Annotated in this window: 23 protein-coding genes; 13 read left to right on the forward strand and 10 right to left on the reverse strand. The window is 61.2% G+C overall.

Annotated features, from left to right (window positions below):
• Window positions 1-14 precede the first annotated feature (14 nt).
• Entirely contained in the window at window positions 15-1,694 is a 1,680-nt protein-coding gene (locus tag FFM53_RS12650; RefSeq protein ID WP_173862984.1) for an MFS transporter, read from the reverse strand.
• A 197-nt stretch (window positions 1,695-1,891) separates the two neighbouring features.
• Between FFM53_RS12650 and rimP the strand changes: the two genes are divergently transcribed.
• The 10 genes from rimP to FFM53_RS12700 all read left to right on the forward strand — a co-directional run bounded on the left by rimP (window position 1,892) and on the right by FFM53_RS12700 (window position 14,255).
• Window positions 1,892-2,497, forward strand: coding sequence for a ribosome maturation factor RimP (rimP, locus tag FFM53_RS12655; RefSeq protein WP_138332087.1), 606 nt, complete (start codon window positions 1,892-1,894; stop codon window positions 2,495-2,497).
• 59 nt (window positions 2,498-2,556) lie between these two features.
• On the forward strand, window positions 2,557-4,158 hold the full coding sequence (gene nusA, locus FFM53_RS12660) for a transcription termination factor NusA (RefSeq protein WP_138332086.1): 1,602 nt from the start codon (window positions 2,557-2,559) through the stop codon (window positions 4,156-4,158).
• On the forward strand, window positions 4,155-4,847 hold the full coding sequence (locus FFM53_RS12665) for an RNA-binding protein (protein WP_017989926.1): 693 nt from the start codon (window positions 4,155-4,157) through the stop codon (window positions 4,845-4,847). Before nusA ends, FFM53_RS12665 begins: the two co-directional genes overlap by 4 nt.
• Before the next feature lie 101 nt (window positions 4,848-4,948).
• Window positions 4,949-7,702 carry a translation initiation factor IF-2 gene (gene infB / locus FFM53_RS12670; protein WP_138332085.1) on the forward strand — a complete coding sequence of 918 codons (2,754 nt, stop codon included), beginning with the start codon at window positions 4,949-4,951 and terminating at the stop codon, window positions 7,700-7,702.
• A 150-nt stretch (window positions 7,703-7,852) separates the two neighbouring features.
• The gene (rbfA, locus tag FFM53_RS12675; protein WP_138332084.1) at window positions 7,853-8,257 is read left to right on the forward strand and encodes a 30S ribosome-binding factor RbfA; all 405 of its coding nucleotides are present in this window, start codon (window positions 7,853-7,855) and stop codon (window positions 8,255-8,257) included.
• A gap of 13 nt (window positions 8,258-8,270) precedes the next feature.
• Window positions 8,271-9,203 (forward strand): tRNA pseudouridine(55) synthase TruB, encoded by a 933-nt coding sequence (gene truB, locus FFM53_RS12680; protein WP_138332083.1) that lies wholly within the window; start codon window positions 8,271-8,273, stop codon window positions 9,201-9,203.
• A 96-nt stretch (window positions 9,204-9,299) separates the two neighbouring features.
• Window positions 9,300-10,151, forward strand: coding sequence for an alpha/beta fold hydrolase (locus tag FFM53_RS12685; RefSeq protein ID WP_138388515.1), 852 nt, complete (start codon window positions 9,300-9,302; stop codon window positions 10,149-10,151).
• Window positions 10,152-10,303: 152 nt separating this feature from the next.
• Entirely contained in the window at window positions 10,304-10,573 is a 270-nt protein-coding gene (rpsO, locus tag FFM53_RS12690) for a 30S ribosomal protein S15 (protein WP_003544317.1), read from the forward strand.
• 348 nt (window positions 10,574-10,921) lie between these two features.
• On the forward strand, window positions 10,922-13,060 hold the full coding sequence (gene pnp, locus FFM53_RS12695; protein WP_138388516.1) for a polyribonucleotide nucleotidyltransferase: 2,139 nt from the start codon (window positions 10,922-10,924) through the stop codon (window positions 13,058-13,060).
• Between the two features lie 178 nt (window positions 13,061-13,238).
• Window positions 13,239-14,255, forward strand: coding sequence for a class I SAM-dependent methyltransferase (locus FFM53_RS12700; protein ID WP_138332079.1), 1,017 nt, complete (start codon window positions 13,239-13,241; stop codon window positions 14,253-14,255).
• 96 nt (window positions 14,256-14,351) lie between these two features.
• Here the strand turns inward: FFM53_RS12700 and fabI are convergent, their stop codons facing one another.
• The 3 genes from fabI to fabA are packed head-to-tail and all read right to left on the reverse strand — an operon-like array spanning window position 14,352 to window position 16,956.
• Window positions 14,352-15,158 (reverse strand): enoyl-ACP reductase FabI, encoded by an 807-nt coding sequence (fabI, locus tag FFM53_RS12705; RefSeq protein ID WP_138388517.1) that lies wholly within the window; start codon window positions 15,156-15,158, stop codon window positions 14,352-14,354.
• Between the two features lie 4 nt (window positions 15,159-15,162).
• Window positions 15,163-16,395, reverse strand: coding sequence for a beta-ketoacyl-ACP synthase I (gene fabB / locus FFM53_RS12710; RefSeq protein ID WP_012759646.1), 1,233 nt, complete (start codon window positions 16,393-16,395; stop codon window positions 15,163-15,165).
• 45 nt (window positions 16,396-16,440) lie between these two features.
• The gene (gene fabA, locus FFM53_RS12715) at window positions 16,441-16,956 is read right to left on the reverse strand and encodes a 3-hydroxyacyl-[acyl-carrier-protein] dehydratase FabA (RefSeq protein ID WP_138388518.1); all 516 of its coding nucleotides are present in this window, start codon (window positions 16,954-16,956) and stop codon (window positions 16,441-16,443) included.
• Between the two features lie 301 nt (window positions 16,957-17,257).
• Here fabA and irrA point away from each other — a divergent pair, with 301 nt between their 5' ends.
• Complete coding sequence (irrA, locus tag FFM53_RS12720; RefSeq protein ID WP_003544303.1) at window positions 17,258-17,677, forward strand: iron response transcriptional regulator IrrA; 420 nt, start codon at window positions 17,258-17,260, stop codon at window positions 17,675-17,677.
• A 116-nt stretch (window positions 17,678-17,793) separates the two neighbouring features.
• On the opposite strand, the gene FFM53_RS12725 is transcribed toward irrA, so the two are convergent.
• Complete coding sequence (locus FFM53_RS12725) at window positions 17,794-18,429, reverse strand: trimeric intracellular cation channel family protein (RefSeq protein WP_129422258.1); 636 nt, start codon at window positions 18,427-18,429, stop codon at window positions 17,794-17,796.
• A gap of 171 nt (window positions 18,430-18,600) precedes the next feature.
• On the opposite strand from FFM53_RS12725, the gene FFM53_RS12730 reads away from it, so the two are divergent.
• A complete protein-coding gene (locus FFM53_RS12730; RefSeq protein ID WP_138388519.1) occupies window positions 18,601-19,074 on the forward strand; it encodes a hypothetical protein in 474 nt (157 codons plus the stop codon).
• 157 nt (window positions 19,075-19,231) lie between these two features.
• Here FFM53_RS12730 and FFM53_RS12735 read toward each other — a convergent pair whose 3' ends face one another.
• Complete coding sequence (locus tag FFM53_RS12735; RefSeq protein ID WP_138388520.1) at window positions 19,232-20,020, reverse strand: YdcF family protein; 789 nt, start codon at window positions 20,018-20,020, stop codon at window positions 19,232-19,234.
• A 68-nt stretch (window positions 20,021-20,088) separates the two neighbouring features.
• Window positions 20,089-20,811 (reverse strand): YoaK family protein, encoded by a 723-nt coding sequence (locus FFM53_RS12740; RefSeq protein WP_138388521.1) that lies wholly within the window; start codon window positions 20,809-20,811, stop codon window positions 20,089-20,091.
• A 237-nt stretch (window positions 20,812-21,048) separates the two neighbouring features.
• Here FFM53_RS12740 and FFM53_RS12745 point away from each other — a divergent pair, with 237 nt between their 5' ends.
• Entirely contained in the window at window positions 21,049-21,285 is a 237-nt protein-coding gene (locus FFM53_RS12745; RefSeq protein WP_012759639.1) for a DUF2798 domain-containing protein, read from the forward strand.
• 111 nt (window positions 21,286-21,396) lie between these two features.
• Here FFM53_RS12745 and cysE read toward each other — a convergent pair whose 3' ends face one another.
• The 3 genes from cysE to FFM53_RS12760 all read right to left on the reverse strand — a co-directional run bounded on the left by cysE (window position 21,397) and on the right by FFM53_RS12760 (window position 23,501).
• The gene (cysE, locus tag FFM53_RS12750; RefSeq protein WP_138388522.1) at window positions 21,397-22,245 is read right to left on the reverse strand and encodes a serine O-acetyltransferase; all 849 of its coding nucleotides are present in this window, start codon (window positions 22,243-22,245) and stop codon (window positions 21,397-21,399) included.
• A 106-nt stretch (window positions 22,246-22,351) separates the two neighbouring features.
• Window positions 22,352-22,495 (reverse strand): 2-oxoglutarate and iron-dependent oxygenase domain-containing protein, encoded by a 144-nt coding sequence (locus FFM53_RS12755; protein ID WP_246412968.1) that lies wholly within the window; start codon window positions 22,493-22,495, stop codon window positions 22,352-22,354.
• Between the two features lie 52 nt (window positions 22,496-22,547).
• Complete coding sequence (locus FFM53_RS12760) at window positions 22,548-23,501, reverse strand: sulfonate ABC transporter substrate-binding protein (RefSeq protein WP_138388523.1); 954 nt, start codon at window positions 23,499-23,501, stop codon at window positions 22,548-22,550.
• Window positions 23,502-23,587 lie beyond the last annotated feature (86 nt).

Consider the following 23,587-nt stretch of genomic DNA (forward strand, 5'->3'; position numbering starts at 1 on the left):
CTGCACACCTGGTCTCAATGATGCAGATCGATCGGCGCCTTGTGGAAGACGTCGTCACCCGGCGGAATGGCCTGGCGTTCGATCATGCGGTGGACATGCAGCGGACCTTCGCCGCGGTGAAGCGCACGCAGCCTGTCGGTGTTTTCGGCATCGGCCTGCGTGCGCCGCTGGTTGTGCCTTATGTATTCGACCCAGGTCGGCGTATGGTAGGTTTCCGTCCAAAGGCTGGGATTTTCGAGATCACGCATCAGCGCCCAGTTGCGGGCGCCGTCGCGGATGCGGATACGGCGGCGCTCGCCCATCAATTCCATGAACTCGGCAAGGTCCTCGTCGGCAATCTCGTAGTCGACCTGGATGACGATCGGGCCGCTGCGCGGCGTGATGTCGAGACTGAGGGCCGGTTCGGTGAAGCGGTTCAGCGGATCGAGGTTGAGCGAGGCAAAGGCCGGCATGGAAAAGCGCAGGCCGATGGCGATGCCGAGCAGCATGACGACGGATGACATCAGCAGAGCATCGGCGACGCCGTAGCGATCGGCGGCAACGCCCCACAGCCAGCTGCCGCCGGCAATGCCGCCGAAGGTGACGGTCTGGTAGAGCGACAGCGCCCGGCCGACCACCCAGCGCGGCGTCGAAAGCTGGACGATGGTGTTGAACAGCGATAGTGCGGAGACCCAGCAGGCGCCTGAAACGAGCAGCCCGGCGGAGGTCAAGACGGCACTCGGGCTCAAGGCTGCGATGACCGCACTCAGTGCAAAACCGGCAAAGGAGAGGCGGATGATCATCTCGCTGGAAAGCACCTGGCGAAGCCTGGCATTCAGCACCGCACCGCCGATTGCGCCGATGCCGAAGGCGCCGAGCATGAAACCGTAGGTCAGCGGCCCGCCGGCAACGAGATCGAGGGCGACGACCGGCAGCAGCGCCAGGATCGAGCTGGCGCCGATGCCGAAGAGCAGCCCTCTGACGAGGACCTTTTCGAGATTGGGCGACATCGAGACATAACGCAGGCCGGCGAAGATGGCGCTGCCTAGCGCCTCCCGTGGAAGGGTCGAGACGGGCGCGGCTGGCCGCCAGCGCAGCAGGGCATAGATCAAGGCGAGGTAACTCAGCGTATTCACCGCGAAGGCCGCGGCCGCGCCGGCAGCAGCCACGATGACGCCGCCGATCGCCGGGCCGACGCTGCGGGTGATGTTGAAACCCATGCTGTTCAGCGTGACCGCTGCCGGCAGATCGGCGCGCGGCACCATATCGCCGACCGATGCCTGCCAGGAGGGATTGTTGAGCGCGGTGCCGCAGCCGATCAGGAAGGTGAAGAAGAGCAGCAGCCAGGGCGTGATCCAGCCGAGCAGGGCTGAGGCCGTCAGCAGCGCCGAGACCGTGAGCATCATGCACTGCGCCGTCAGCATGACCCGGCGGCGGTCATAATTGTCGGCCAGCGCACCCGATATCAGCGAAAACAGCATGATCGGCAGCGCCGTCGAGGTCTGCACCAGCGCGACCATGTCCTCCGAGGCGGTGATCGTCGTCATCATCCAGGCGGCGCCGACCGCCTGGATCAGGCCGCCGAAATTCGAAGAAAGGCTCGCGAACCAGATGGTGCGGTAGGTATCGTGCCGCAAAGGCGCCAATGTCGACGAAGTGTAGGCCACGATTTCTCCCGCTTTTGTTATTGCGCGCCAACGGCAATATATGCGCAAGACCGGCGCTGGCCATAGGCCTGTTCACGCGCGGCAAGCGAATTGGCCGAATCGGTCGCGGACCTTGCAATTTCGGAAAAACCCGACTATATGCCTCTCAAATTCTTGATCGCTTGATGAAGAGTGGGCCGCAAGGACCCGCTCTTTTTTATTAGCGCGATCGCCGAAAAAGCATGAAATTGCGAGGAGCGCACCGCTTGTCGGATCTGACAAACGCAGACAATGAACGTGAGCCGCGGCTGATAACCGAAACCGGGCTCGACCAGCGTCTTGCCGATATCATCGAACCCGTTCTCGTCGACCTGGGCTTCCGCCTTATCCGCGTCCGCATGATGAACCAGAACGGTGCGACGATGCAGGTCATGGCCGAACGCAACGACGGCACAATGACGGTTCAGGATTGCGAAGAAGTCTCGATGGCGATTTCTCCCGTCCTCGATGTGGAAGATCCGGTCGATAAAGAGTATCATCTGGAAGTGTCTTCGCCCGGCATCGACCGTCCGATGGTGCGGAAATCCGATTTCATCCGCTGGCAGGGCCACCTTGTGAAATGCGAGACGTCGATCTTGATCGACAATCGCAAGCGCTTCCGCGGCAAGATCGTCGAAGCAGGCACAGATGGTTTCACGCTCGAGCGTGACCAGATCGCCTATGGGGAAGAGCAGAAGGTCACCATTCCCTTCACGGCGCTTAGCGATGCGAAGCTCATTCTGACCGACGACCTGATCCGCGACGCGTTGCGCGCCGACAAGCTGGCGAAAGCCCAGGCCGCCAACCAGAACGAAGCGGACGACGAAGAATAACCGATCAACAGACCGCTCCAGGGACGGGACCCCTGGAGTAAAGACGGAGAAACAAGACAATGGCAGTCAGTGCGAACCGGCTCGAACTTCTGCAGATCGCAGATGCAGTGGCGCGCGAAAAAGTCATCGACCGCGAGATCGTGCTGGCCGCAATGGCCGATGCCATCCAGAAGGCGGCACGCTCCCGTTACGGCACCGAGTCCAACATCCGTGCCGACATCAATCCGAAGACCGGCGAAATCCGCCTGCAGCGCCTGCTCGAAGTCGTCGAGAAGGCCGAGGATTATTCGACCCAGATCCCGCTGGAGCTGGCCCGCGACCGCAACCCGGACGCCGCACTCGGCGATTTCATCGCCGATCCGCTGCCGCCGATGGATTTCGGCCGCATCGCCGCACAGTCGGCCAAGCAGGTGATCGTGCAGAAGGTGCGTGAAGCCGAGCGCGACCGCCAGTTCGACGAATTCAAGGATCGCACCGGCGAAATCGTCAACGGCACCGTCAAGCGCGTCGAATACGGCAACGTCATCGTCGATCTCGGCCGTGGCGAAGGCATCATCCGCCGCGACGAAATGATCCCGCGCGAAAACGTCCGCTATGGCGATCGCGTCCGTGCCTACGTCTATGATGTCCGTCGCGAGCAGCGCGGCCCGCAGATCTTCCTGTCGCGTACGCATCCGCAATTCATGGTGAAGCTTTTCACCATGGAAGTGCCGGAGATCTACGACGGCATCATCCAGGTAAAGTCGGTCGCCCGCGACCCGGGTTCACGTGCCAAGATCGCGGTGATCTCGAACGACAGTTCGATCGATCCGGTCGGCGCCTGCGTCGGTATGCGCGGCTCACGCGTTCAGGCCGTCGTCGGCGAGCTTCAGGGCGAGAAGATCGACATCATTCCGTGGAGCCAAGACCCGGCGACCTTCGTCGTCAACGCCCTGCAGCCGGCTGAGGTCGCCAAGGTCGTTCTCGACGAGGATGCCGAGCGTATCGAAGTCGTCGTTCCCGACGAGCAGCTGTCGCTTGCCATCGGCCGCCGCGGCCAGAACGTCCGCCTCGCTTCGCAGCTGACCGGCTGGGATATCGACATCATGACGGAGGCCGAGGAATCGGAACGCCGCCAGAAGGAATTCAACGAGCGTACCAATCTGTTCATGGATTCGCTCGATGTCGACGAGATGGTCGGCCAGGTTCTGGCTTCGGAAGGTTTTGCCGCGGTCGAAGAACTGGCTTATGTCGATCTCGACGAAATCTCTTCGATCGACGGTTTCGACGAGGAGACGGCGCAGGAAATCCAGCAGCGCGCCCGCGAATTCCTCGAGCGTCTCGAAGCCGAGATGGACGAGAAGCGCAAGGCGCTCGGTGTTCAGGACGAACTGCGTGAAATCAACGGCATGACCGCCCAGATGATGGTGGCGCTCGGCGAAGACGGCATCAAGTCGATCGAGGACTTTGCCGGTTGCGCTGCCGACGATCTCGTCGGCTGGTCGGAACGCAAGAACGGCGAAACGAAGAAGTTCGAGGGCCTGTTCTCGAAGTTCGACGTCTCGCGCGTCGAGGCAGAACAGATGATCGTCCAGGCCCGCCTTTCGGCTGGCTGGATCACGCAAGAGGACCTGGCGAAGGGGACCGAAGAAGAGGTCACCGAAGCCGAACAAGAAGCATGATGACCGCGCATGAACCGGACGCTCCTCTCGAGGACGACGATCTTGCAGGTTATGACGTGAACGGACGCATGTGCATCGTGACGCGCGAAAGCGGATCGCCGGAAGAGCTGATCCGCTTCGTCGCCGCTCCCGATGGAACAGTTGTCGCCGATCTGAAGCGCGAGCTTCCGGGACGCGGATGCTGGGTGAAGATCGACCGGTCGCTGGTCGACAGGGCGGTGGCGAAGAAGCTCTTCGCCCGCGCGCTGAAGACGGATGTAAAGGCGGCGGACGATCTCGGCGCGAGTGTCGATCGGCTGCTCGCGGCGCAATTGATGCAGATGATGAACATGGCGCGGAAAGCCGGCCAGTTCGTCAGCGGGTCCTCGAAAGTGGATGCCGCGGTCAGAAGCGGAGCAGCCCTTGCGGTGTTCCACGCGACTGGTGCAGCGGACGATGGCGTCCGGAAAATCGACCAGGCCCGCAAGGCCTGGCACCTCGGAATGGAGACCGAGGAGGAGATACCTTCCTTCCGTCTCTTCTCGGAGAGCGAAATGGAAGGCCTGATGGGCCAGAATGCTTTTATCCATGCCGCAGTGCTTGCAGGGCAGGCGGGTGAAGGTGTAGTGAAGCGCGCAAAGATGCTCGAACAGTACCGTATTGGCGGTCAGTCCCGGGCAGCGGGCGGCGCTGGCCGGCAAAAACAATGAGGCGGTCACCGGCATCGGCCGGTCCCATCCTCATTGATCGACAGTATTGAACGACAGGGTCTGATCTAGTCATCGCTCCCTGTCCGAAGGAACGGGAACGAATGACCGATAGTAACGACGACAAGACAATCAGCGTAGCGGGCAAAAAGACACTCACCCTGAAACCATCGGGGATGAGCCAGGGCACCGTTCGCCAGGATATGGGTCGAGGTCGCACCAAGGCGGTCGTCGTCGAGACCCGTAAGCGGCGCCCGATGCGCCCGGAAGACGAAAAGCCGATCACACCCGTCGCTCCGCCGGCCCCCGTGCGCGCAGCCGAACCGGCGCCCGCACCCGTGCAGGCGCGTCCGCAGCAGCCGACGCCGGCACCGCGGGTTCAGCAGGGCAACAACAACCAGACGAACCAGCGTCCGCCGCAGCAGTCTCACCAGCCGCCGCGCCAGAACGATCGTCCGCGCCCGGTGGTGCTGAACCATCTGTCGCCGGAAGAGATGGACGCCCGCCGCCGCGCGCTTGCCGACTCCCAGGCGCGTGACGCCCAGGATGCGATCCGCCGTGCCGAGGAAGAAAAGCTCCGTGCCGCCGAAGAGGTTATCCGCAAGGCAGCCGAAGCGGAAGAAGCTGCCCGCCGGGCCGCTGAAGAGGCCGTCCGGCAGGCTGAGGCACCCGCTGTTGCTGAACCGGCAGCCGCAGAACCGGCTCCGGCCGAAGCACGCACCGACGCCGCACGGCCGCAGCAGCCCGCATCGTCGGCACCGGCCGCACGCCGGCCCGATGCGGCTGGAGCACCTGCTGCCCGTCCGGCAGCCGGCGCTGCCGTCCCTGGGGCCGTTCGCGGCCGCCGCGACGAAAAGGAAGAAGACGATCGTGGCGCAGCGCGCGGCGGTCCGGTCCGTGGCCGCGTCGTTCGCCCGGAACCCGCAAAGCCGGTCACGACTCGTCCGAAGACGGATGAAGAGCGCCGTCGCGGCAAGTTGACGATCACCACTGCCAACGTGGACGGCGAGGACAATGCCCGCGGTCGTTCGCTCTCGGCGATGCGTCGCCGGCAGGAGAAGTTCCGCCGCGGTCAGATGCAGGAAACCCGCGAGAAGATCTCCCGCGAGGTGGTTCTGCCCGAGACCATCACCATTCAGGAACTGTCGCAGCGCATGTCCGAACGCGCCGTCGACGTCATCAAGTACCTGATGAAGGAAGGCCAGATGATGAAGCCGGGCGACGTCATCGACGCCGACCTTGCCGAAATCATCGCCGGCGAATTCGGCCATACGGTCAGGCGCGTGTCGGAATCCGACGTCGAACTCGGCATCTTCAACGTGTCCGACGACGATGGCGAACTGGTCTCGCGCCCGCCCGTCGTTACCATCATGGGCCATGTCGACCACGGCAAGACCTCGCTGCTCGACGCCATCCGCCATGCCAACGTGGTCTCCGGCGAAGCCGGTGGCATCACCCAGCATATCGGCGCCTATCAGGTGGAGCAGAACGGTCAGAAGATCACCTTCATCGATACGCCCGGCCACGCCGCCTTCACGGCAATGCGTGCCCGCGGTGCGCAGGCGACCGACATCGCGATCCTGGTCGTCGCAGCCGACGACAGCGTGATGCCGCAGACGATCGAATCGATCAACCACGCCAAGGCGGCTGGTGTTCCGATCATCGTGGCGATCAACAAGGTCGACAAGCACGAGGCTGATCCGCAGAAGGTCCGCAACCAGCTGCTGCAGCACGAAGTCTTCGTGGAATCCATGGGCGGCGAAGTGCTTGACGTCGAGGTTTCGGCCAAGACCGGCAAGAACCTCGACAAGCTGCTTGAGGCGATCCTGCTGCAGGCGGAAATTCTCGATCTCAAGGCCAATGCGAACCGGACCGCCGAAGGCACTGTCATCGAAGCCCAGCTCGATCGTGGCCGTGGTTCGGTCGCGACCGTGCTCGTCCAGAAGGGCACGCTGCGTCCCGGCCAGATCATCGTCGCCGGCGACGTCTGGGGCCGCGTGCGCGCTCTCGTCACCGACAAGGGCGACCATGTGAAGGAAGCAGGCCCGGCAACGCCGGTCGAGGTTCTCGGTCTTTCCGGCACGCCGCAGGCCGGCGACAAGTTCGCCGTCGTCGAAAGCGAAAGCCGCGCCCGCGAAATCTCGGAGTATCGTCAGCGTCTGGCCCGCGACAAGGCGGCTGCCCGCCAGTCGGGACAGCGCGGTTCGCTGGAACAGATGATGATGCAGCGCCAGAGCGTCGGCATCAAGGAGTTCCCGCTGGTCATCAAGGGTGACGTGCAGGGCTCGATCGAAGCGATTGCCGGTGCGCTGGAGAAGCTGGGCACCGACGAAGTCCGCGCCCGCATCGTCCATTCGGGCGCCGGCGGTATCACCGAGTCGGATATCTCGCTCGCCGAAGCCTCGAACGCGGCCATCATCGGCTTCAACGTCCGTGCGAATACGCAGGCACGCCAGTTCGCCGAGCGCGAAGGCATCGAAATCCGCTACTACAACATCATCTACGACCTCGTGGATGATGTGAAGGCAGCGATGTCGGGCCTCTTGTCTCCAGAGCGGCGCGAAACCTTCATCGGCAATGCCGAGATCCTCGAGGTGTTCAACATCACCAAGGTCGGCAAGGTCGCAGGCTGCCGTGTCGTCGAAGGCAAGGTCGAACGTGGTGCCGGCGTCCGCCTCATCCGCAACGACGTCGTCGTTCACGAAGGCAAGCTCAAGACGCTCAAGCGCTTCAAGGACGAAGTGTCCGAAGTGCCGATGGGTCAGGAATGCGGCATGGCCTTCGAAAACTACGAGGACATGCGCGCCGGCGACGTCATCGAGTGCTTCCGCGTCGAACATATCACGCGCACGCTCTAAGCTGCTGCGCCTGAACTTTTCCGAAAGCCATCCGCCAGCCGGCGGATGGCTTTCGGACATCTGCTGACTTGACCTTTTGGACCAAAAGAGTCATGGACGCTCTCCTTTGACGGGTTCGATTCCCAGCCGCATCGGCAAATAGAGATAACAATGACCAGAGTAACTTCTTCCGCGCCTTCGCAGCGCATGCTGCGCATTGGCGAACAGGTTCGCGCCGCTCTCACCCAGGTGCTGCAGCGCGGCGAAGTGCGTGACGAAATCATCGAGGCGACCGTGATCTCGATCTCGGAAGTGCGCATGTCGCCGGACCTCAAGATCGCCACCGCCTATGTGACGCCGCTCGGCGTTTCCGACCACAGCATCGTCATCGAGGCGTTGAACCGTCATGCAAGGTTCATCCGTGGCCGGCTCGGGCCGCAGCTTCGGCAGATGAAATACATGCCGGAGGTACGCTTCCGCGACGATACCAGCTTCGACAACTACAAGAAAATCGACGAGCTGCTGCGTTCGCCCGAGGTGAGCCGCGACCTCGACGGCGATAATGACGAACAATAAACAGAAGAGACGCATGTCCAAACCACGCAAACCCAAAGGCCGGCCGATTTCCGGCTGGCTGATCCTCGACAAGCCGGTGGATTTCGGCTCGACGGAAGCCGTCTCCAAGATCAAGTGGCTCTACAAGGCCGAGAAGGCCGGTCATGCCGGCACGCTCGATCCGCTCGCCTCCGGCATGCTGCCGATCGCGCTCGGCGACGCGACGAAGACCGTCCCCTACGTGATGGACGGCCGCAAGATCTATGAATTCACGGTGAGCTGGGGCGAGGAACGTGCGACCGACGATCTCGAGGGCGAGGTGACCAAGAGTTCGGACAAACGCCCGAGCGAACAGCAGATTCGCGATATTCTGCCTGGATATATCGGTACCATCAGCCAGGTGCCGCCGCAGTTTTCCGCTATCAAGATATCCGGTGAGCGCGCCTATGATCTGGCGCGAGAAGGCGAAACCGTCGAAATCCCCTCGCGTGAGGTCGATATCTTCCGGCTGACCTTGCTCGCCTGCCCGGACGCCGATAGCGCGCATTTCGAAGTGGAATGCGGCAAGGGTACCTATGTCAGGGCGCTGGCGCGCGATTTCGGCCGCGAGCTCGGCTGCTACGGCCATGTGTCCGGGCTGCGGCGCACCTTCGTCGCGCCTTTCGCGGAAGAGGCCATGGTGCCGCTTGCGGATCTCGTGGCACTGGAGGCGATCGAGGATATGGACGAGCGCCTGGCGGCCCTCGACGCGCTGCTGATCAACACCTGCGAAGCGCTATCCTCCCTGCCCCATCTGGTCATCAATGACGACCAGGCGCACCGGCTGAAGATGGGCAACCCGATCCTGGTGCGTGGCCGCGATGCGCCGGTTGCCGAAAGCGAAGCCTATGCGACGGCCCGCGGCAAGCTGATCGCGATCGGCGAGATCGGCCAGGGGGAGTTCCGCCCGAAGCGGGTTTTCGCCTGAGCCTATCTGGCTTTCTGACAACGACAGCGATTGTCAGCCGGTAGCGATGCGATATCTTCCCTGTCGGGCCATGGGGGCCCGACAGAGGGAAAGACTATGCGTGGAACTGCTATCGGAATCCTGACGTTCTTTTCGATGTTGCTTGCCGTCACCGGCGCTCAATCCGCCGAGCGCTGGGCCGAGCTTCCGGCCTTTCCTTCGATGCCGGTGGCAAAGACGAGCGGCATGGCCGAGGTGAACGACATCAAGATGTATTACGCCGAATACGGCGAAGGCGACCCGATCCTCTTCATCCATGGCGGTCTTGGAAATGCCGAGGTCTGGGGTCACCAGGTCGCCGATTTTGCCAAGGATCATCTGGTCATCGTTGCCGACAGCCGCGGACATGGGCGCTCGACGCGCAGCCAGCAGCCCTTCGGTTATGATCTGATGACATCGGATTATGTGGCACTTCTTGACTATCTGAAGATCGACAAGGTGACGCTTGTCGGATGGTCGGACGGCGGCATCATCGGCATCAACATGGCGATGAAACACCCAGAAAAATTGACCCGCGTCATTGCCCAGGCAGCCAACGTCACAACAGACGGCGTCAAGGCTGACGTCATGGACAATAAGACCTTCAACGACTACATCAACGTCGCCGGGGAGCAGTACCGGAAGCTTTCGCCGACGCCGAACGAATATGACGCCTTCGTCAAGCAGATCTCCGAAATGTGGGCAACCCAGCCGGCCTGGACGGCCGCCGATCTTGGCAAGATCTCGGTGCCGGTCACACTTGCCATCGGCGATCATGATGAAGCCGTAAAGCTCGACCATACGGAAATGATGGCAAAACAGATTCCGGGCGCCAAACTCGTCATCCTGAAAGATGTGAGCCATTTCGCCATGCTGCAGGATCCTGCAGCCTATGACGGGATGATCCGGGGCGCCATGGCGGGCCGTTGAAGCCGCCAAGGACGACCCCTCTTTCCATTGATCCATATTTGGTTTATAGGCAGCGCCAGCATCGGGTACGCCCGTTTGCATTCACGGCCAAAGCTGGACGACATCCCGGCTTTTGGCGACTTTAATCTCCTCCTCTTAGAAAGGATCACCCGATGTCGATCACTGCTGAGCGCAAGTCTGCGCTGATCAAGGAATATGCGACCGTTGAAGGCGATACCGGTTCTCCGGAAGTCCAGGTCGCGATCTTGACCGAACGCATCAACAACCTGACCGAACACTTCAAGGACCACAAGAAGGATAACCATTCCCGCCGTGGCCTGCTGACGATGGTTTCGAGCCGCCGCTCGCTTCTTGATTATCTCAAGAAGAAGGATGAAGGCCGCTATTCCAAGCTGATCACCAGCCTGGGTATCCGCCGCTAAGATTGTCCGGCGGGCGCTTTCCGAGCGCCCGCCGGATCCTGTTTCGGGACACGGCTCCCGATGAAATGTTCCAACCGCGCCCTATCTTTTAGCGGTGGAAAGACCGGCAGACCCGGATGGGCCGGTTCTGCCAAACCAACCGTTGACCTGTCATGGGGCAGGATTGCCGGATGCTTTCGGCCAAGGCTTGTCAGTGAGCTTTGGCCCGGTTTCTCAGGAACGCCTGAGGAAACCGAGGATGAAAGCCTCCCGTTGTCTTGCCCGTGATACGTCACATTGATTGCGGTCGACTGTGCGCTGCGCCTTGATATCGGCGATGGCGCGTGCTCCCGCATTGAAGGACAAGACATGTTTGATACACACACAGTGGAAATCGAGTGGGCTGGCCGCCCGCTGAAACTCGAAACCGGCAAGATCGCCCGTCAGGCCGACGGCGCCGTTCTCGCCACCTACGGCGAAACCGTCGTTCTCGCCACCGTCGTCTCGGCCAAGGCGCCGAAGGCCGGCCAGGACTTCTTTCCGCTCACCGTCAACTACCAGGAAAAGACCTATGCGGCCGGCAAGATCCCCGGCGGCTACTTCAAGCGCGAAGGCCGTCCGAGCGAAAAGGAAACCCTGGTTTCCCGCCTGATCGACCGCCCGATCCGCCCGCTTTTCCCTGAGGGCTACAAGAACGACACGCAGGTTGTCGTTACCGTTATCCAGCATGACCTCGAAAACGATCCCGACGTGCTGTCGATGGTTGCCACCTCGGCTGCGCTGACGCTGTCCGGCATTCCCTTCATGGGCCCGGTCGGCGGTGCGCGCGTCGGCTACATCAACGGCGAATACGTTCTCAACCCGCATCTCGACGAGATGGACGAATCGAGCCTCGACCTCGTCGTCGCCGGCACCTATGACGCCGTCCTGATGGTGGAATCCGAAGCCACGGAACTTAACGAAGACGTCATGCTCGGCGCCGTCATGTTCGGCCACAAGGGTTTCCAGCCGGTTCTCGACGCGATCATCAAACTCGCCGAAGTGGCCGCCAAGGAGCCGCGCGACTTCCAGCCGGCAGACTACTCCGCTCTCGAAACCGAAATGCTCGGCCTTGCCGAAGGTGAACTTCGCGAAGCCTACAAGATCACCCAGAAGGCCGACCGCTACGCCGCCGTCGACGCCGTCAAGGCGAAGGTGAAGGCGCACTTCCTCCCCGAGGAAGGCGAAGCCCGGTACACACCCGAAGAAGTCGGCGCGATCTTCAAGCATCTGCAGGCGAAGATCGTCCGCTGGAACATCCTCGACACCAAGAGCCGCATCGACGGCCGCAACCTCGAAACCGTCCGTCCGATCGTTTCGGAAGTCGGTCTTCTGCCGCGCACCCACGGTTCGGCGCTGTTCACCCGCGGTGAAACCCAGGCGATCGTGGTTGCCACCCTCGGCACCGGCGAAGACGAGCAGTATGTCGACAGCCTGACGGGCATGTACAAGGAGCGCTTCCTGCTCCATTACAACTTCCCTCCCTACTCGGTTGGCGAGACCGGCCGCATGGGCTCCCCGGGTCGCCGCGAAATCGGCCACGGCAAGCTCGCATGGCGCGCGATCCGTCCGATGCTGCCGACGCCTGAGCAGTTCCCCTACACGCTGCGCGTCGTCTCCGAGATCACCGAGTCGAATGGCTCGTCCTCGATGGCGACCGTCTGCGGTACCTCACTCGCTCTGATGGACGCCGGCGTTCCGCTGGCAAAGCCGGTTGCCGGTATCGCCATGGGTCTGATCCTGGAAGGCGATCGCTTCGCTGTCCTCTCCGATATTCTCGGTGATGAAGACCACCTCGGCGATATGGACTTCAAGGTCGCCGGTACCGCCGACGGCATTACCTCGCTGCAGATGGACATCAAGATCACCGGTATCACCGAAGAGATCATGAAGGTCGCCCTTGGCCAAGCCCAAGGCGGTCGCGTCCACATCCTCGGCGAAATGTCCAAGGCCATCACCGAAAGCCGTGGCCAGCTCGGCGAATTCGCTCCGCGCATCGAAGTCATGAACATCCCGGTCGACAAGATCCGTGAAGTCATCGGCTCGGGCGGCAAGGTCATTCGCGAAATCGTCGAAAAGACCGGCGCGAAGATCAACATCGAGGACGACGGCACCGTCAAGATCGCTTCGTCCTCCGGCAAGGAGATCGAAGCGGCCCGCAAGTGGATCCACTCGATCGTTGCCGAACCTGAAATCGGCCAGGTCTACGAAGGCACGGTCGTCAAGACCGCCGACTTCGGCGCCTTCGTCAACTTCTTCGGCGCCCGCGACGGCCTCGTCCACATCTCGCAGCTTGCTTCCGAGCGTGTTGCCAAGACCCAGGACGTCGTCAAGGAAGGCGACAAGGTCTGGGTCAAGCTGCTCGGCTTCGACGAACGCGGCAAGGTTCGCCTGTCGATGAAGGTCGTCGACCAGGCCACCGGCCAGGAAATCCCGAACGAGAAGAAGAAGGAAGAAGCGGCCGAATAAGCCGCCTTCCAGATTCAATACCGGGCGCGGGAATGCTTCCGCGCCCTTTTTTGTATCCTAAAGCGCGGCGCGATCCTTCAGATCGCTTACCGCACTTCAGGTCTTCGGTCTTGCGTGTGTCGTGCTCGCAAAACCGCCGAACACTTTTGCGCGACATGCTTTAAGACGAGACGAGACCATGAGCAGCGAGACGCTGAAGACCCTGTTCCATCCCTTTGCCAGCGGCACAGTCGCGGCGCCCGGCGAGGGCGAGCGCGTGCTCTTCCTCGGCGCCGAGGCAGGCTTTGCGCTGCCGGAAGGCTTTGCCGCCTCGCTCAGCGCCGTCCAGGGCTTCCGGCCGCTCTATCGCCAGCTGCTGGCGCAGCGGATCGAAGCGAAGCCGGAGATCGACGGCGAGGACTACGATGCGGCTCTGGTGCTCTGCACCAAGCACAAGGGCGAGAACGAGGCCAATCTCGCCGCTGCGATCGCCCGCACGCGGCTCGGCGGCCTGATCGTCATTGCCGGCGCCAAGGAAGACGGCATCCAGCCACTGCGCAAGCGGATGGAAGGTTTCAATCTCGCCGTCGACCATATGCCGAAATATCATGGCGTCGCCTTCTGGTTTGGCCGGCCGGCGGATGCCGACGAGATTATCTCCAAGCTGGCAAAGGCGCCGGTGCGCGTCGACGGTCGTTTCCAAGCGACTCCAGGCATGTTCTCGCATGACCGCATCGATGCCGGATCGGAGCTGCTCGCCTCGCGCCTGCCTGAGGATTTCACCGGCGACGTTGCGGATTTCGGCGCCGGATGGGGCTATCTCTCCGTCGAGCAGGCGCAGAAGTCGCGTGGACTGACGCGCCTCGACCTCTACGAGGCCGACCACGCGGCTCTGGAGGCTGCCAGGGATAATCTGGCTAAGAACTGCCCGAACGCGCCTGCACGCTTCTTCTGGCACGATCTGGCGGGTGAGCCGGTCAAAGACAAATACGATCTCGTCATTATGAACCCGCCCTTCCATGAGGGACACGCGGCCGATCCGGCGCTCGGCCAGGCAATGATCAAGACGGCCGCATCCGCCCTTCGCGGCGGCGGCCGCTTGATGCTCGTCGCCAATCGCGGCCTGCCTTACGAGCCCGTTCTGGCGGCAAATTTCAGGGAAAGCGGCGAAACCTGCCGCAACGCCCGGTTCAAGGTTCTCTGGGCGAAGAAATAAGCCTACGGGGCTTCGACGCTGATCCTATCATCGAACAACAAAAAGGCCGGGCGCATCATCTGCGCACGGCCTTTGAGTTTCAAATGGGGTAGCCGTTTACTCGACGTCCGCCCTGCGCAGCGCTTCCAGCGTTGGCATGGAGGTGACGTTGAAGCCGGCGTCGACGAAGTGGATTTCGCCGGTGACGCCGGACGAAAGGTCGGAGAGCAGGTAGAGAGCCGAGCTGCCGACCTGATCGATGGTCACGGTCTTGCGCAGCGGCGCATTACGCTGGTTCCAGGAGAGGATCGCGCGCGCATCGGAGATACCAGCGCCGGCAAGCGTGCGGATCGGGCCGGCGGAAATGGCATTGACGCGGATGCCGCGCGGGCCGTAATCGGCGGCGAGATAACGCACCGAAGCCTCGAGCGCTGCCTTGGCAACCCCCATGACGTTGTAGTTCGGGATGACGCGCGTCGAGCCATTATAGGTCAGCGTCAGCATCGCACCACCATCTTCCATCAACGGAGCGCAGCGCTTGGCGATCTCGGTGAAGGAGAAACAGGAAATGACCATGGTGCGGCTGAAATTCTCACGCGTCGTATCGGCGTAGAGACCCTTCAGCTCGTTCTTGTCGGAAAAGCCGATGGCATGGACGATGAAATCGAGCTTGCCCCAGCGCTCGCTTATCGCGTCGACGACGGCATCGACCGAGGCGATGTCCTCGACGTCGCAGGGCAGGACGAAATCCGAGCTGACCTCCGCAGCAAGCGGCTTGACGCGCTTACCGAGCGCATCGCCTTGATAGGTGAAGGCGAGTTCCGCACCCTGTGCGGCGAGAGCTTTTGAAATTCCCCAGGCGATCGAGTGGTTGTTGGCGACGCCCATGACGAGCCCGCGCTTACCCTGCATGATTCCCGTCATATTATTATCCGTTATAGCGCTGGAAGACGAGCGTGGCGTTGGTGCCGCCGAAGCCGAAGGAATTGGAGAGGGCAATGTCGATCTTGGCGTCGTCGATACGCTTGCGCACAATCGGGACACCTTCGAATTCGGGATCGAGCTCGGTGATATGAGCGCTTTCGCCGATGAAGCCTTGCTGCATCATCAGCAGGGAATAGATCGATTCCTGCACGCCGGCAGCGCCGAGCGAATGGCCGGTCAGCGACTTGGTCGACTGGATATGCGGGATCTTCGAGCCGAACACTTCGCGGATGGCGCCGATTTCCTTGCTGTCGCCGACCGGCGTCGATGTGCCGTGGGTGTTGACGTAGTCGACGTCGCCTTTGACGGTGGCGAGCGCCTGGCGCATGCAGCGGATAGCGCCTTCGCCCGAAGGGGCAACCATGTCATAGCCATCAGAGGTTGCGCCGTAGCCGACGATTTCGGCATAGATCTTCGCGCCGCGGGCCTTGGCGCGCTCCAGCTCCTCGAGCACCAGCACGCCAGCGCCGCCGGCGATGACGAAGCCGTCGCGGTTGACGTCATAGGCGCGCGAGGCGCTGTCCGGCGTGTCGTTGTACTTGGAGGACATGGCGCCCATGGCGTCGAATAGGTTGGACATCGTCCAGTCGAGATCCTCATGGCCGCCGGCGAACATCACGTCCTGCTTGCCCCACTGGATCATCTCGGCGGCGTTGCCGATGCAATGCGCCGACGTCGAGCAAGCCGACGAGATCGAATAATTGACGCCGTGGATCTTGAACCAGGTGGCGAGCGTGGCCGATGCGGTCGAGGACATCGCCTTCGGCACGGCGAAGGGGCCGATGCGCTTCGGGCTGTTATTTTTTATGGTGATCTCGGCAGCCTCGATCAGGGTGCGGGTGGACGGACCGCCGGAGCCCATGATGATGCCGGTACGCTCGTTCTGAGCGTAGTCTTTCTCTTCCAGGCCGGAATCGGCTAGTGCCTGTTTCATGGCCACATGGTTCCAGGCGCCGCCCTGCGACAGGAAACGCATGGCGCGGCGGTCGACCAGTTCGGCAAGTTCCGCCGAACCGAGCTTCGGACTGCCCCAGACCTGGCACTTGAACCCATGTTCGGCGAAATCGCTCGAAAAGGAGATACCCGACTTTGCCTGCCGCAAGGATTCGGTGACTTCGGCCGCGTCGTTTCCGATCGAGGACACGACACCCAGACCTGTGACAACTACCCGTCTCATCTGATCAAACCTTTGTTGTTTTCGTCAGCCACTCGAAATGCGGTTTCAGGCCGTCTTGTCTTTCGATAGACCGACGCGAAGGTCGGCCGCCTGATATATGGTCTCGCCGTCCGCCTTTAGCCAGCCGTCGGCCGTGCCGAGGACCAGACGGCCGCGCATGACACGCTTGAAGTCGATGCCATATTGGATCAGCTTCGTCTGTGGCCGGACCATGCCCTTGAATTTCACTTCGCCGGTCGAAAGTGCCATGCCGCGGCCTTCTTCGCCGAGCCAACCCAGAAAGAAACCGGTCAGCTGCCACATGCCGTCGAGACCGAGGCAGCCCGGCATGATCGGATTGCCTTCGAAATGGCAGGGGAAATACCAGTCGTCCGGGCGTACGTCATATTCGGCCCGGAGGTAGCCCTTATCGAAAGTGCCGCCCGTTTCGGAAATGTCCGTGATGCGGTGAACCATCAGCATGGGCGGCAGGGGCAGCTGCGCATTGCCGGGGCCGAACAGCTCGCCATGTGCGCAAGCGATGAGTTCTTCATACGAGAAGCTGGACTGTCTGGTCGTCATAAAGTTTCTTTTTCCCCCCGCGTCAAGCCGATGGATGTGAACGTGTAGTCCAAGTTCTTCAGAAAATGAAGCACAAGCAAGGCAGCTTCATTCATCGCCCCGGACCAGGCTTGCGCCATTATTTGGTGGTCGCATACAGGAAGGCTAGGGCTGGGACCAGACCTATTTGCGTCAAAAGCCCGTTTTTGCCGCGTTTATCAGGCTCCCGTCCCCATTGAACTATTGAAAGGCTCCGATGCAAAAGTTATACCGCTTAAAGAAACATGATTGCTTTATGCCAGAATAACCGGAGTTGGTTTTGATGACGGGTGCATTCCCGATCGCAATAGAGGTAAGGCTGCGCGGTGCAGGCCTGCGCCCCACCCGCCAGCGCGTCGCGCTCGGCGACCTCCTTTTTGCCAAGGGCGACCGGCATTTGACCGTCGAGGAACTGCATGAAGAGGCGGTTGCCGCCGGCGTGCCGGTGTCCTTGGCAACCGTCTACAACACGCTGCACCAATTCACGGAAGCCGGTCTCATCCGCGTTCTCGCCGTCGAGAGCGCCAAGACCTATTTCGACACCAATGTTTCCGACCATCACCATTTCTTCGTCGAAGGCGAAAACGAGGTGCTCGACATTCCCGTCAGCAACCTGACGATCGCCAATCTGCCGGAACCGCCTGAGGGCATGGAGATCGCCCATGTCGACGTGGTGATCCGCCTGCGGGCGAAGCAGGGCTGACGACACCTCTAAAGCGTCGCGCCGAATCGGCCTCATGCGACGCCCTTTAGATCTTTGTTTTTATGCATGTCGTTGTCCCAAAACCGCTGCGCGTTTTTGGCGACATGCATTAGGCCTCACATGACATCGTCGGGATGCCGGCCGGGCTTGTGCCTGTAGGTCGGGAAGGTCCAGCCGAACCACAAGGCCCCACCACGGACGGCAAAGGCGGCCACGACGCCGCAGGCAGACGCCAGATAGAGCTGCATTCCGAGCGCATTGGCAGCCGTGAACACGCCGGCGCCGATAAGAGCTGCGGTTACGTAAATTTCCGGCCGCAACAGCACCGAAGGCTCGTTTGCCATCAGATCGCGCAGGATGCCGCCGAAGGTCGCCGTCAGCGTGCCGGTGACGATCGCAATCGTGGGCGAACCGGTGGCGGCGAGGCCCTTGGCGGCGCCGATCACGCAATAGGCGGCAAGGCCGATCGCATCCAGCCAGATCAGCAGGCGATAGCGCGATTCCAGCAGGTGGGCAGTGAAGAAAACAATGACGCCCACGATGCAGCAGACGAGGATATAGGCGGGGTTCAGCACCCAGAAGACCGGCACGCGGCCGAGCACGATATCGCGCACGGTGCCGCCGCCCGTTCCCGTCACCATGGCGAAAAACAAAAAGCCGATCAGGTCCAGTTGCTTGCGCGAGGCGGCGAGCGCGCCTGTTGCGGCAAACAGCGCAATGCCGGCATAATCGAGATAGACGAGCAAGGACATGCGGCCCCCGGAACCGGCGAACAATTTCCGGAAAGAAACACGGCGGCAAGGGCGGCGCAAGGCGGCGCGGCCATAAAGGTGAAGTCTTTGTTTGCTGCATGTCGTTGCCCCAAAACCGCTGCACACTTTGGGCGACATGCATTGGGAGCCATTATCCGAAAGAGGAAAGCCGTGAAAACGCTGGTGCTCGCCGTTCTGAATATCGTCCTGCTGCTTGCCATACCGGCTGCCGCCTTCGGTCAGCAATCGCTGATCTCCGACCCTGAGATCTACGAGAAGAAACATTTCCAGGAGCAGTGCAAGACGGCCGAGTTTGCCGACGGCTTCATCATCCGGCAGGACATCAACAATGACGGCCTGATCGACGCCGTGGTCAACGAGGGCCAGCTGACCTGCGACGGGCAGAAGGGGCCGCAATGCAACGATGACGGCTGCACCTACAATTTCTACCTGCAGGTTGCCGAAGGCGGTTATTTCATGATCGCGACTGCGCAGATCTATGGCTACGATTTCGTCCAGCGCTTCGGCAACATGGTGCTGGCGATGAAGATGCATCCGCGCTTCTGCGACCGCACCGAAGGTGATCCCTGCATCGTGACGGCGCGCGTGCGCGGCACGAAATTCGTCACCATCTCGAAGAAATAACTCACCACGCATAACCCCGAAAGATTTTCGGGGTTATGCGTGGATTCAAAGTGATAGAGCGTCCTTTGCGCGTCCTGGCGGACACGCGGCGCTCTAACCTCTTGTTCTTACGCAATTCCGGACGGAAAAACCGCTTCGCACTTTTCCTGGAATTGCTCTATTGCGGATAAAGCTCCGACATGCGGCCGGCGAGATAATAGCCGACCAGGCCGTACCATTCGCGGATCGCGGTCGCCAAGTTCTGCGCATTGAGGTTCGGCTGGGTGAAATCAAACTCCAGCCTCACTTGGCCGTCGGTGCGATAATCGGTCGGCCAGGGCACGATATCGATGCCGATCTTGCGGAAAATGCCGACGGATCGCGGCATATGAAAACCCGAGGTGATCAGCAGGCAATTGGAAAGCCCCTGGCTTGCCAGGAATTCCTTGGTGTTGACGGCGTTTTCGAAGGTCGTGCGCGATTGCCTCTCTTCGATCAGGCGATCCTTGCCAACGCCGAAGAGCGGGAAGAAGCGCTCGGACGCCGCCGCATCACCTTCATAGATGCCGGAGAGGGAGCCGTCGCCGCCGGATACCAGAACGCGCGACTGCGGAAATTTCTGTGCAAGCCGCAGGGCTTCGACGAAGCGGTCGGCTCCCGCATTAAATTCTATGCCGTGGCGCGCCGTGTTCACCTCGTTTTCGAAGGCGCCGCCGAGCACGATCATGCATTGCAGGTTATCGGGATCCGCGGGCGGCTTTGCGAAACGCTGCTCCAGGCCCCGCATCAGAAGGTTGCCGGCCGTGGTGTAGAGCGTGACGAAAAGGATGAGGGCCGAACCAGCTGCGCCGAGGATACTTAGGATACGCCAGCGCAGAAGGCCGGCAAGCAGGGCAATGAAGACGAGGAAGAATGCCAGCGACAGCGGCTGAGCGAAAATCCAAACAAGCTTCGAAATGACGAACAAGACCTACTCCTCGAGGATGGGCGGCGATCCTTCCTATCCGATTCGACGGTAACAGGAATGCGACGGTTCTATTTCATCCGCGCAACGGCGGATCGATGCGGCGCGATCTTCTGGTTAAAGCGCCGCTGAAGCGGCCGCGGGATGAGTATGGCGGCAAGCGCAAGTGCCATGGCGAAGAGGGAGACCAGCCACAGCGCATACGCTCCGGTCAGTCGCGTCAGCACGGCCCCGGCGATCGCGCCGAGCACCATGCCGCCCCAGGGCACGATCTGGATCGTCCATTCGACACGACGATCGCCGATGATCCAGCGGCCGATGCCGCGGCCGAAACGCGACAGGGCGCCGGTCACGTAGGTCAGCCCGATCGGCAGGCCTTCGATATGCTCGACGGCAGCGTTCACCATGCCCATGGAAAAAACGATCATGTAGAATCGCGAAAGCAGCATGTTCTGCGCCGTCATCATCGAGGCGAGCGCCAGCACGACACCGACGCAGCCGAGCACCACGAAAATGCGGCGTTGCGAAACATGAGAGATGACGATGCCTGCCGCATTGCCAAGCACGAAAACGACGATGGCGGAGATCAGGACCGCCGCGTGATAAAGATTGCCCTCACTCAAGGCCAGGGCGGCCCGCGTCGTGTTTCCCGTCATGAACGAGACGAAATCGCCGGTCAGCAAAAGACCGGTGGCATCGGTCATGCCGGCCAGAAATGAAATCGAGCCGACCAGGGCGAGCCCGGTCAGGGTTCGTCGGGTACGGATGATGCGGCGGCGTCTTGCTCTGGTCATTGGCTGAAGGTCCTGGAGCCGAATCGCTGAGGTTGCGGCAACAAAGATAATTCCTTTCATTGAGGAATTGGCAAAGGCGCTCGGAAGGGGATGGGGCGGGCTTGAACGGCAAGACATTTTCGGCCATAGAGACGGCGTTGCTTCAGATCGAAGCTCCGTAAGCGTTTACGTCAATCAACGCGCAACCCGCCGATCGGCGTTGCGCTATTGTCTGATCGGCACCTTACGGAGATCAAAATGCCCAAAGGCAAACTCCCCAAACGTTACAATACGATCGTCATGCCGCTCATCCTCTCACTGTTGATGACATCAGTCGTCTCGGCGATCAGCATCGTGAGAGCACAAGGCCTGACCGCGCCTGCACTTGCCATGTGGCCCTCCGCATGGGCGCTATCCTGGGCGATCGCCTTTCCCGTCCTGCTATTGATGCTGCCGGTGGTAAAGCGGGTGACGGCTGTTATCGTCGAGATGTGAGGTGAGAGGCGCCGGCGGGCTGTGAGAGCGGCCTGCCGGAGTTGATGTAGGGCGGCGCGATTTCAAGTCACTCGCCACGCCAACCTCGCCCAGACAAGCCTACCCCAGGCCTTAGATCGTATACTCCGGTTCAGACAGGGTCTGGTCCATCGTGATGCCCGGGAGGTTGAAGTGGCGCTTGCCCACCTGCCTCGCCGGAATGCCGGCGACCGAAGTGTAGGCTGCAACAGCATTTATGACCACGCTGCCTGCACCCACCTTGGCGCCGACGCCAATTTCGATATTGCCGAGAATCTTGGCCCCCGCTCCGATAAGAGCGCCGCGCCGTACCTTGGGGTGCCGGTCGCCGGTTTCCTTGCCCGTCCCTCCCAATGTAACATTCTGGAGTATGGAGACGTCGTCTTCGACGACCGCAGTCTCGCCGATGACCAAGCCGCTTCCATGATCAAGCATGATGCTCCTGCCCATCTTTGCGGCGGGATGAATGTCGACGCCGAAAACTTCGGAAATTCGGCTCTGGATGTGGCGCGCCAAATGGAGGCGGTCATGATGCCAAAGCCAGTGGGCGACCCGTTGTCCCTGCAACGCCACAAAGCCTTTGAAATACAGGAATGGCGTCAGGATTTCCGTGTTCGATGGATCGCGTTCCTTGATCGCGGTCAGGTCGGCGGCGGCATCGGCAACAATATTGCGATTACCGACGAACGCCTGGGCAATCACCGCGAGCAGCTCTTCAATGTCGAGGTCGTGATTGGCCAGTTTGATCGCGACCCTCTGAGCGAGCGCCTGAGCGAAACTCGCATGATAAAGCACTGCGGAATTCATGGCGCGCGTGAGTGCTGCATCTTTGGCCGAAGCATTGACGGCCTCCGCGCAAAGAGCTTCCCATATCGCGGCAACCTGAGGCGAAGGGGATGGCTCCGTCGACAGATTGCTCAAGCTGACCAGTGGAACCGTCATGCTAGCTTCCTTCTGCAGGCGGACGTCGTGACGTCCGGCATGCAGACGTTAGGTTAACCTGGCCCGCGATAGATGGTCTAAAATTACGGGGATCTTTGCCTCCGCTCTAAATACCGTGTCCGGCGAGATAGAAAAATCCGAGTGTCCGGCTGACGTCACGAAGCTCCGCCAGCGCATGTTCTCGTTCCAGATGAGCGGATGCAAAACGCCCGAGATCGAGTATCGGAAGCGTCCTTGCTGCAGCAGTCACGGCATTATCCTTTTTGCTGAAACCACGTCGAGCATAGGTGGGAAGATGAGCACTATGCCTTGCCCTTGCGGACAACGTCGGCAATCGTCACCTCCTTGGGAATGAGCTTGAGTTTGAAAAAGGTGTCGGCGATGCTCTGCTGCTGTGCGACGACGGTGTCGTCCAGGCTCTTGATCCCATAGGACTGGCGCTCGAGCGCCTTTACGAGGACAGGTTCGGGGATGCCGACCGATGGTGAGAGTTCCGCAGCCGCAGCCGCGGTGTCGGACTTGGTCCATTCGTCGATCTCGGAAATGGCCTCGATCAAGACATCGATCGCCTGGGCGTGGCCGTCGACCAGTGCCTTGGTGCCGAGATAGAACTGGTGATTGGGGACGATGCCCTCACCATTTCTGAGCTCTCGCGCTTCGACTGCGACTTCCGCCGCTGCCTGGAAGGGATCCCAGATGACCCAAGCATCCACCGCGCCCTTTTCGAAGGCTGCGCGGCCGTCGGCCGGGGCGAGGAAGGATGGTTCCACGTCCTCATAGGTCAAACCGGCTTCTTCGAGCGCCTTGACGAGCAGGTAATGCACGTTCGAGCCCTTGTTGAAGGCGACTTTCTTGCCCTTCAGCTCCGCGACGGACTTTATGGGGCTGTCCTTCGGGACCAGTATGGCTTCGCCGCGCGGGGCGGGCGGCTCGTGTGCGATATAGACAAGTGGAGCGTTCGCGGCCTGGGCGAAGATCGGCGGCGTTTCGCCGGTCGATCCGAAATCGACGGCACCGGCGTTCAGGGCCTCGAGGAGCTGAGGACCGCCCGGAAACTCGGTCCATTCAACTGTATAGCCGATGGATTCAAGTTTCTTCTCCAGCGTGCCTTTGCCCTTGAGAAGCACCAGCGTTCCATATTTCTGGTAGCCGATACGCACGACCTTGTCAGCGGCGCCGGCCAGCCGAACATGCGTCAAAGGTGTCGCGATGGCGCCTGCCACCACTGCAGTAAAAGCTCGCCTTGTGATCTTCATCATACCCTCCGGAATAAGACGAGACCAAATTAAAGTGTCTCTATATTTCATAGAATATACGTACTCCGGCACACGCTTCTTCGGGA

It is taken from the genome of Rhizobium indicum, assembly GCF_005862305.2.
GTDB lineage: Bacteria > Pseudomonadota > Alphaproteobacteria > Rhizobiales > Rhizobiaceae > Rhizobium > Rhizobium indicum.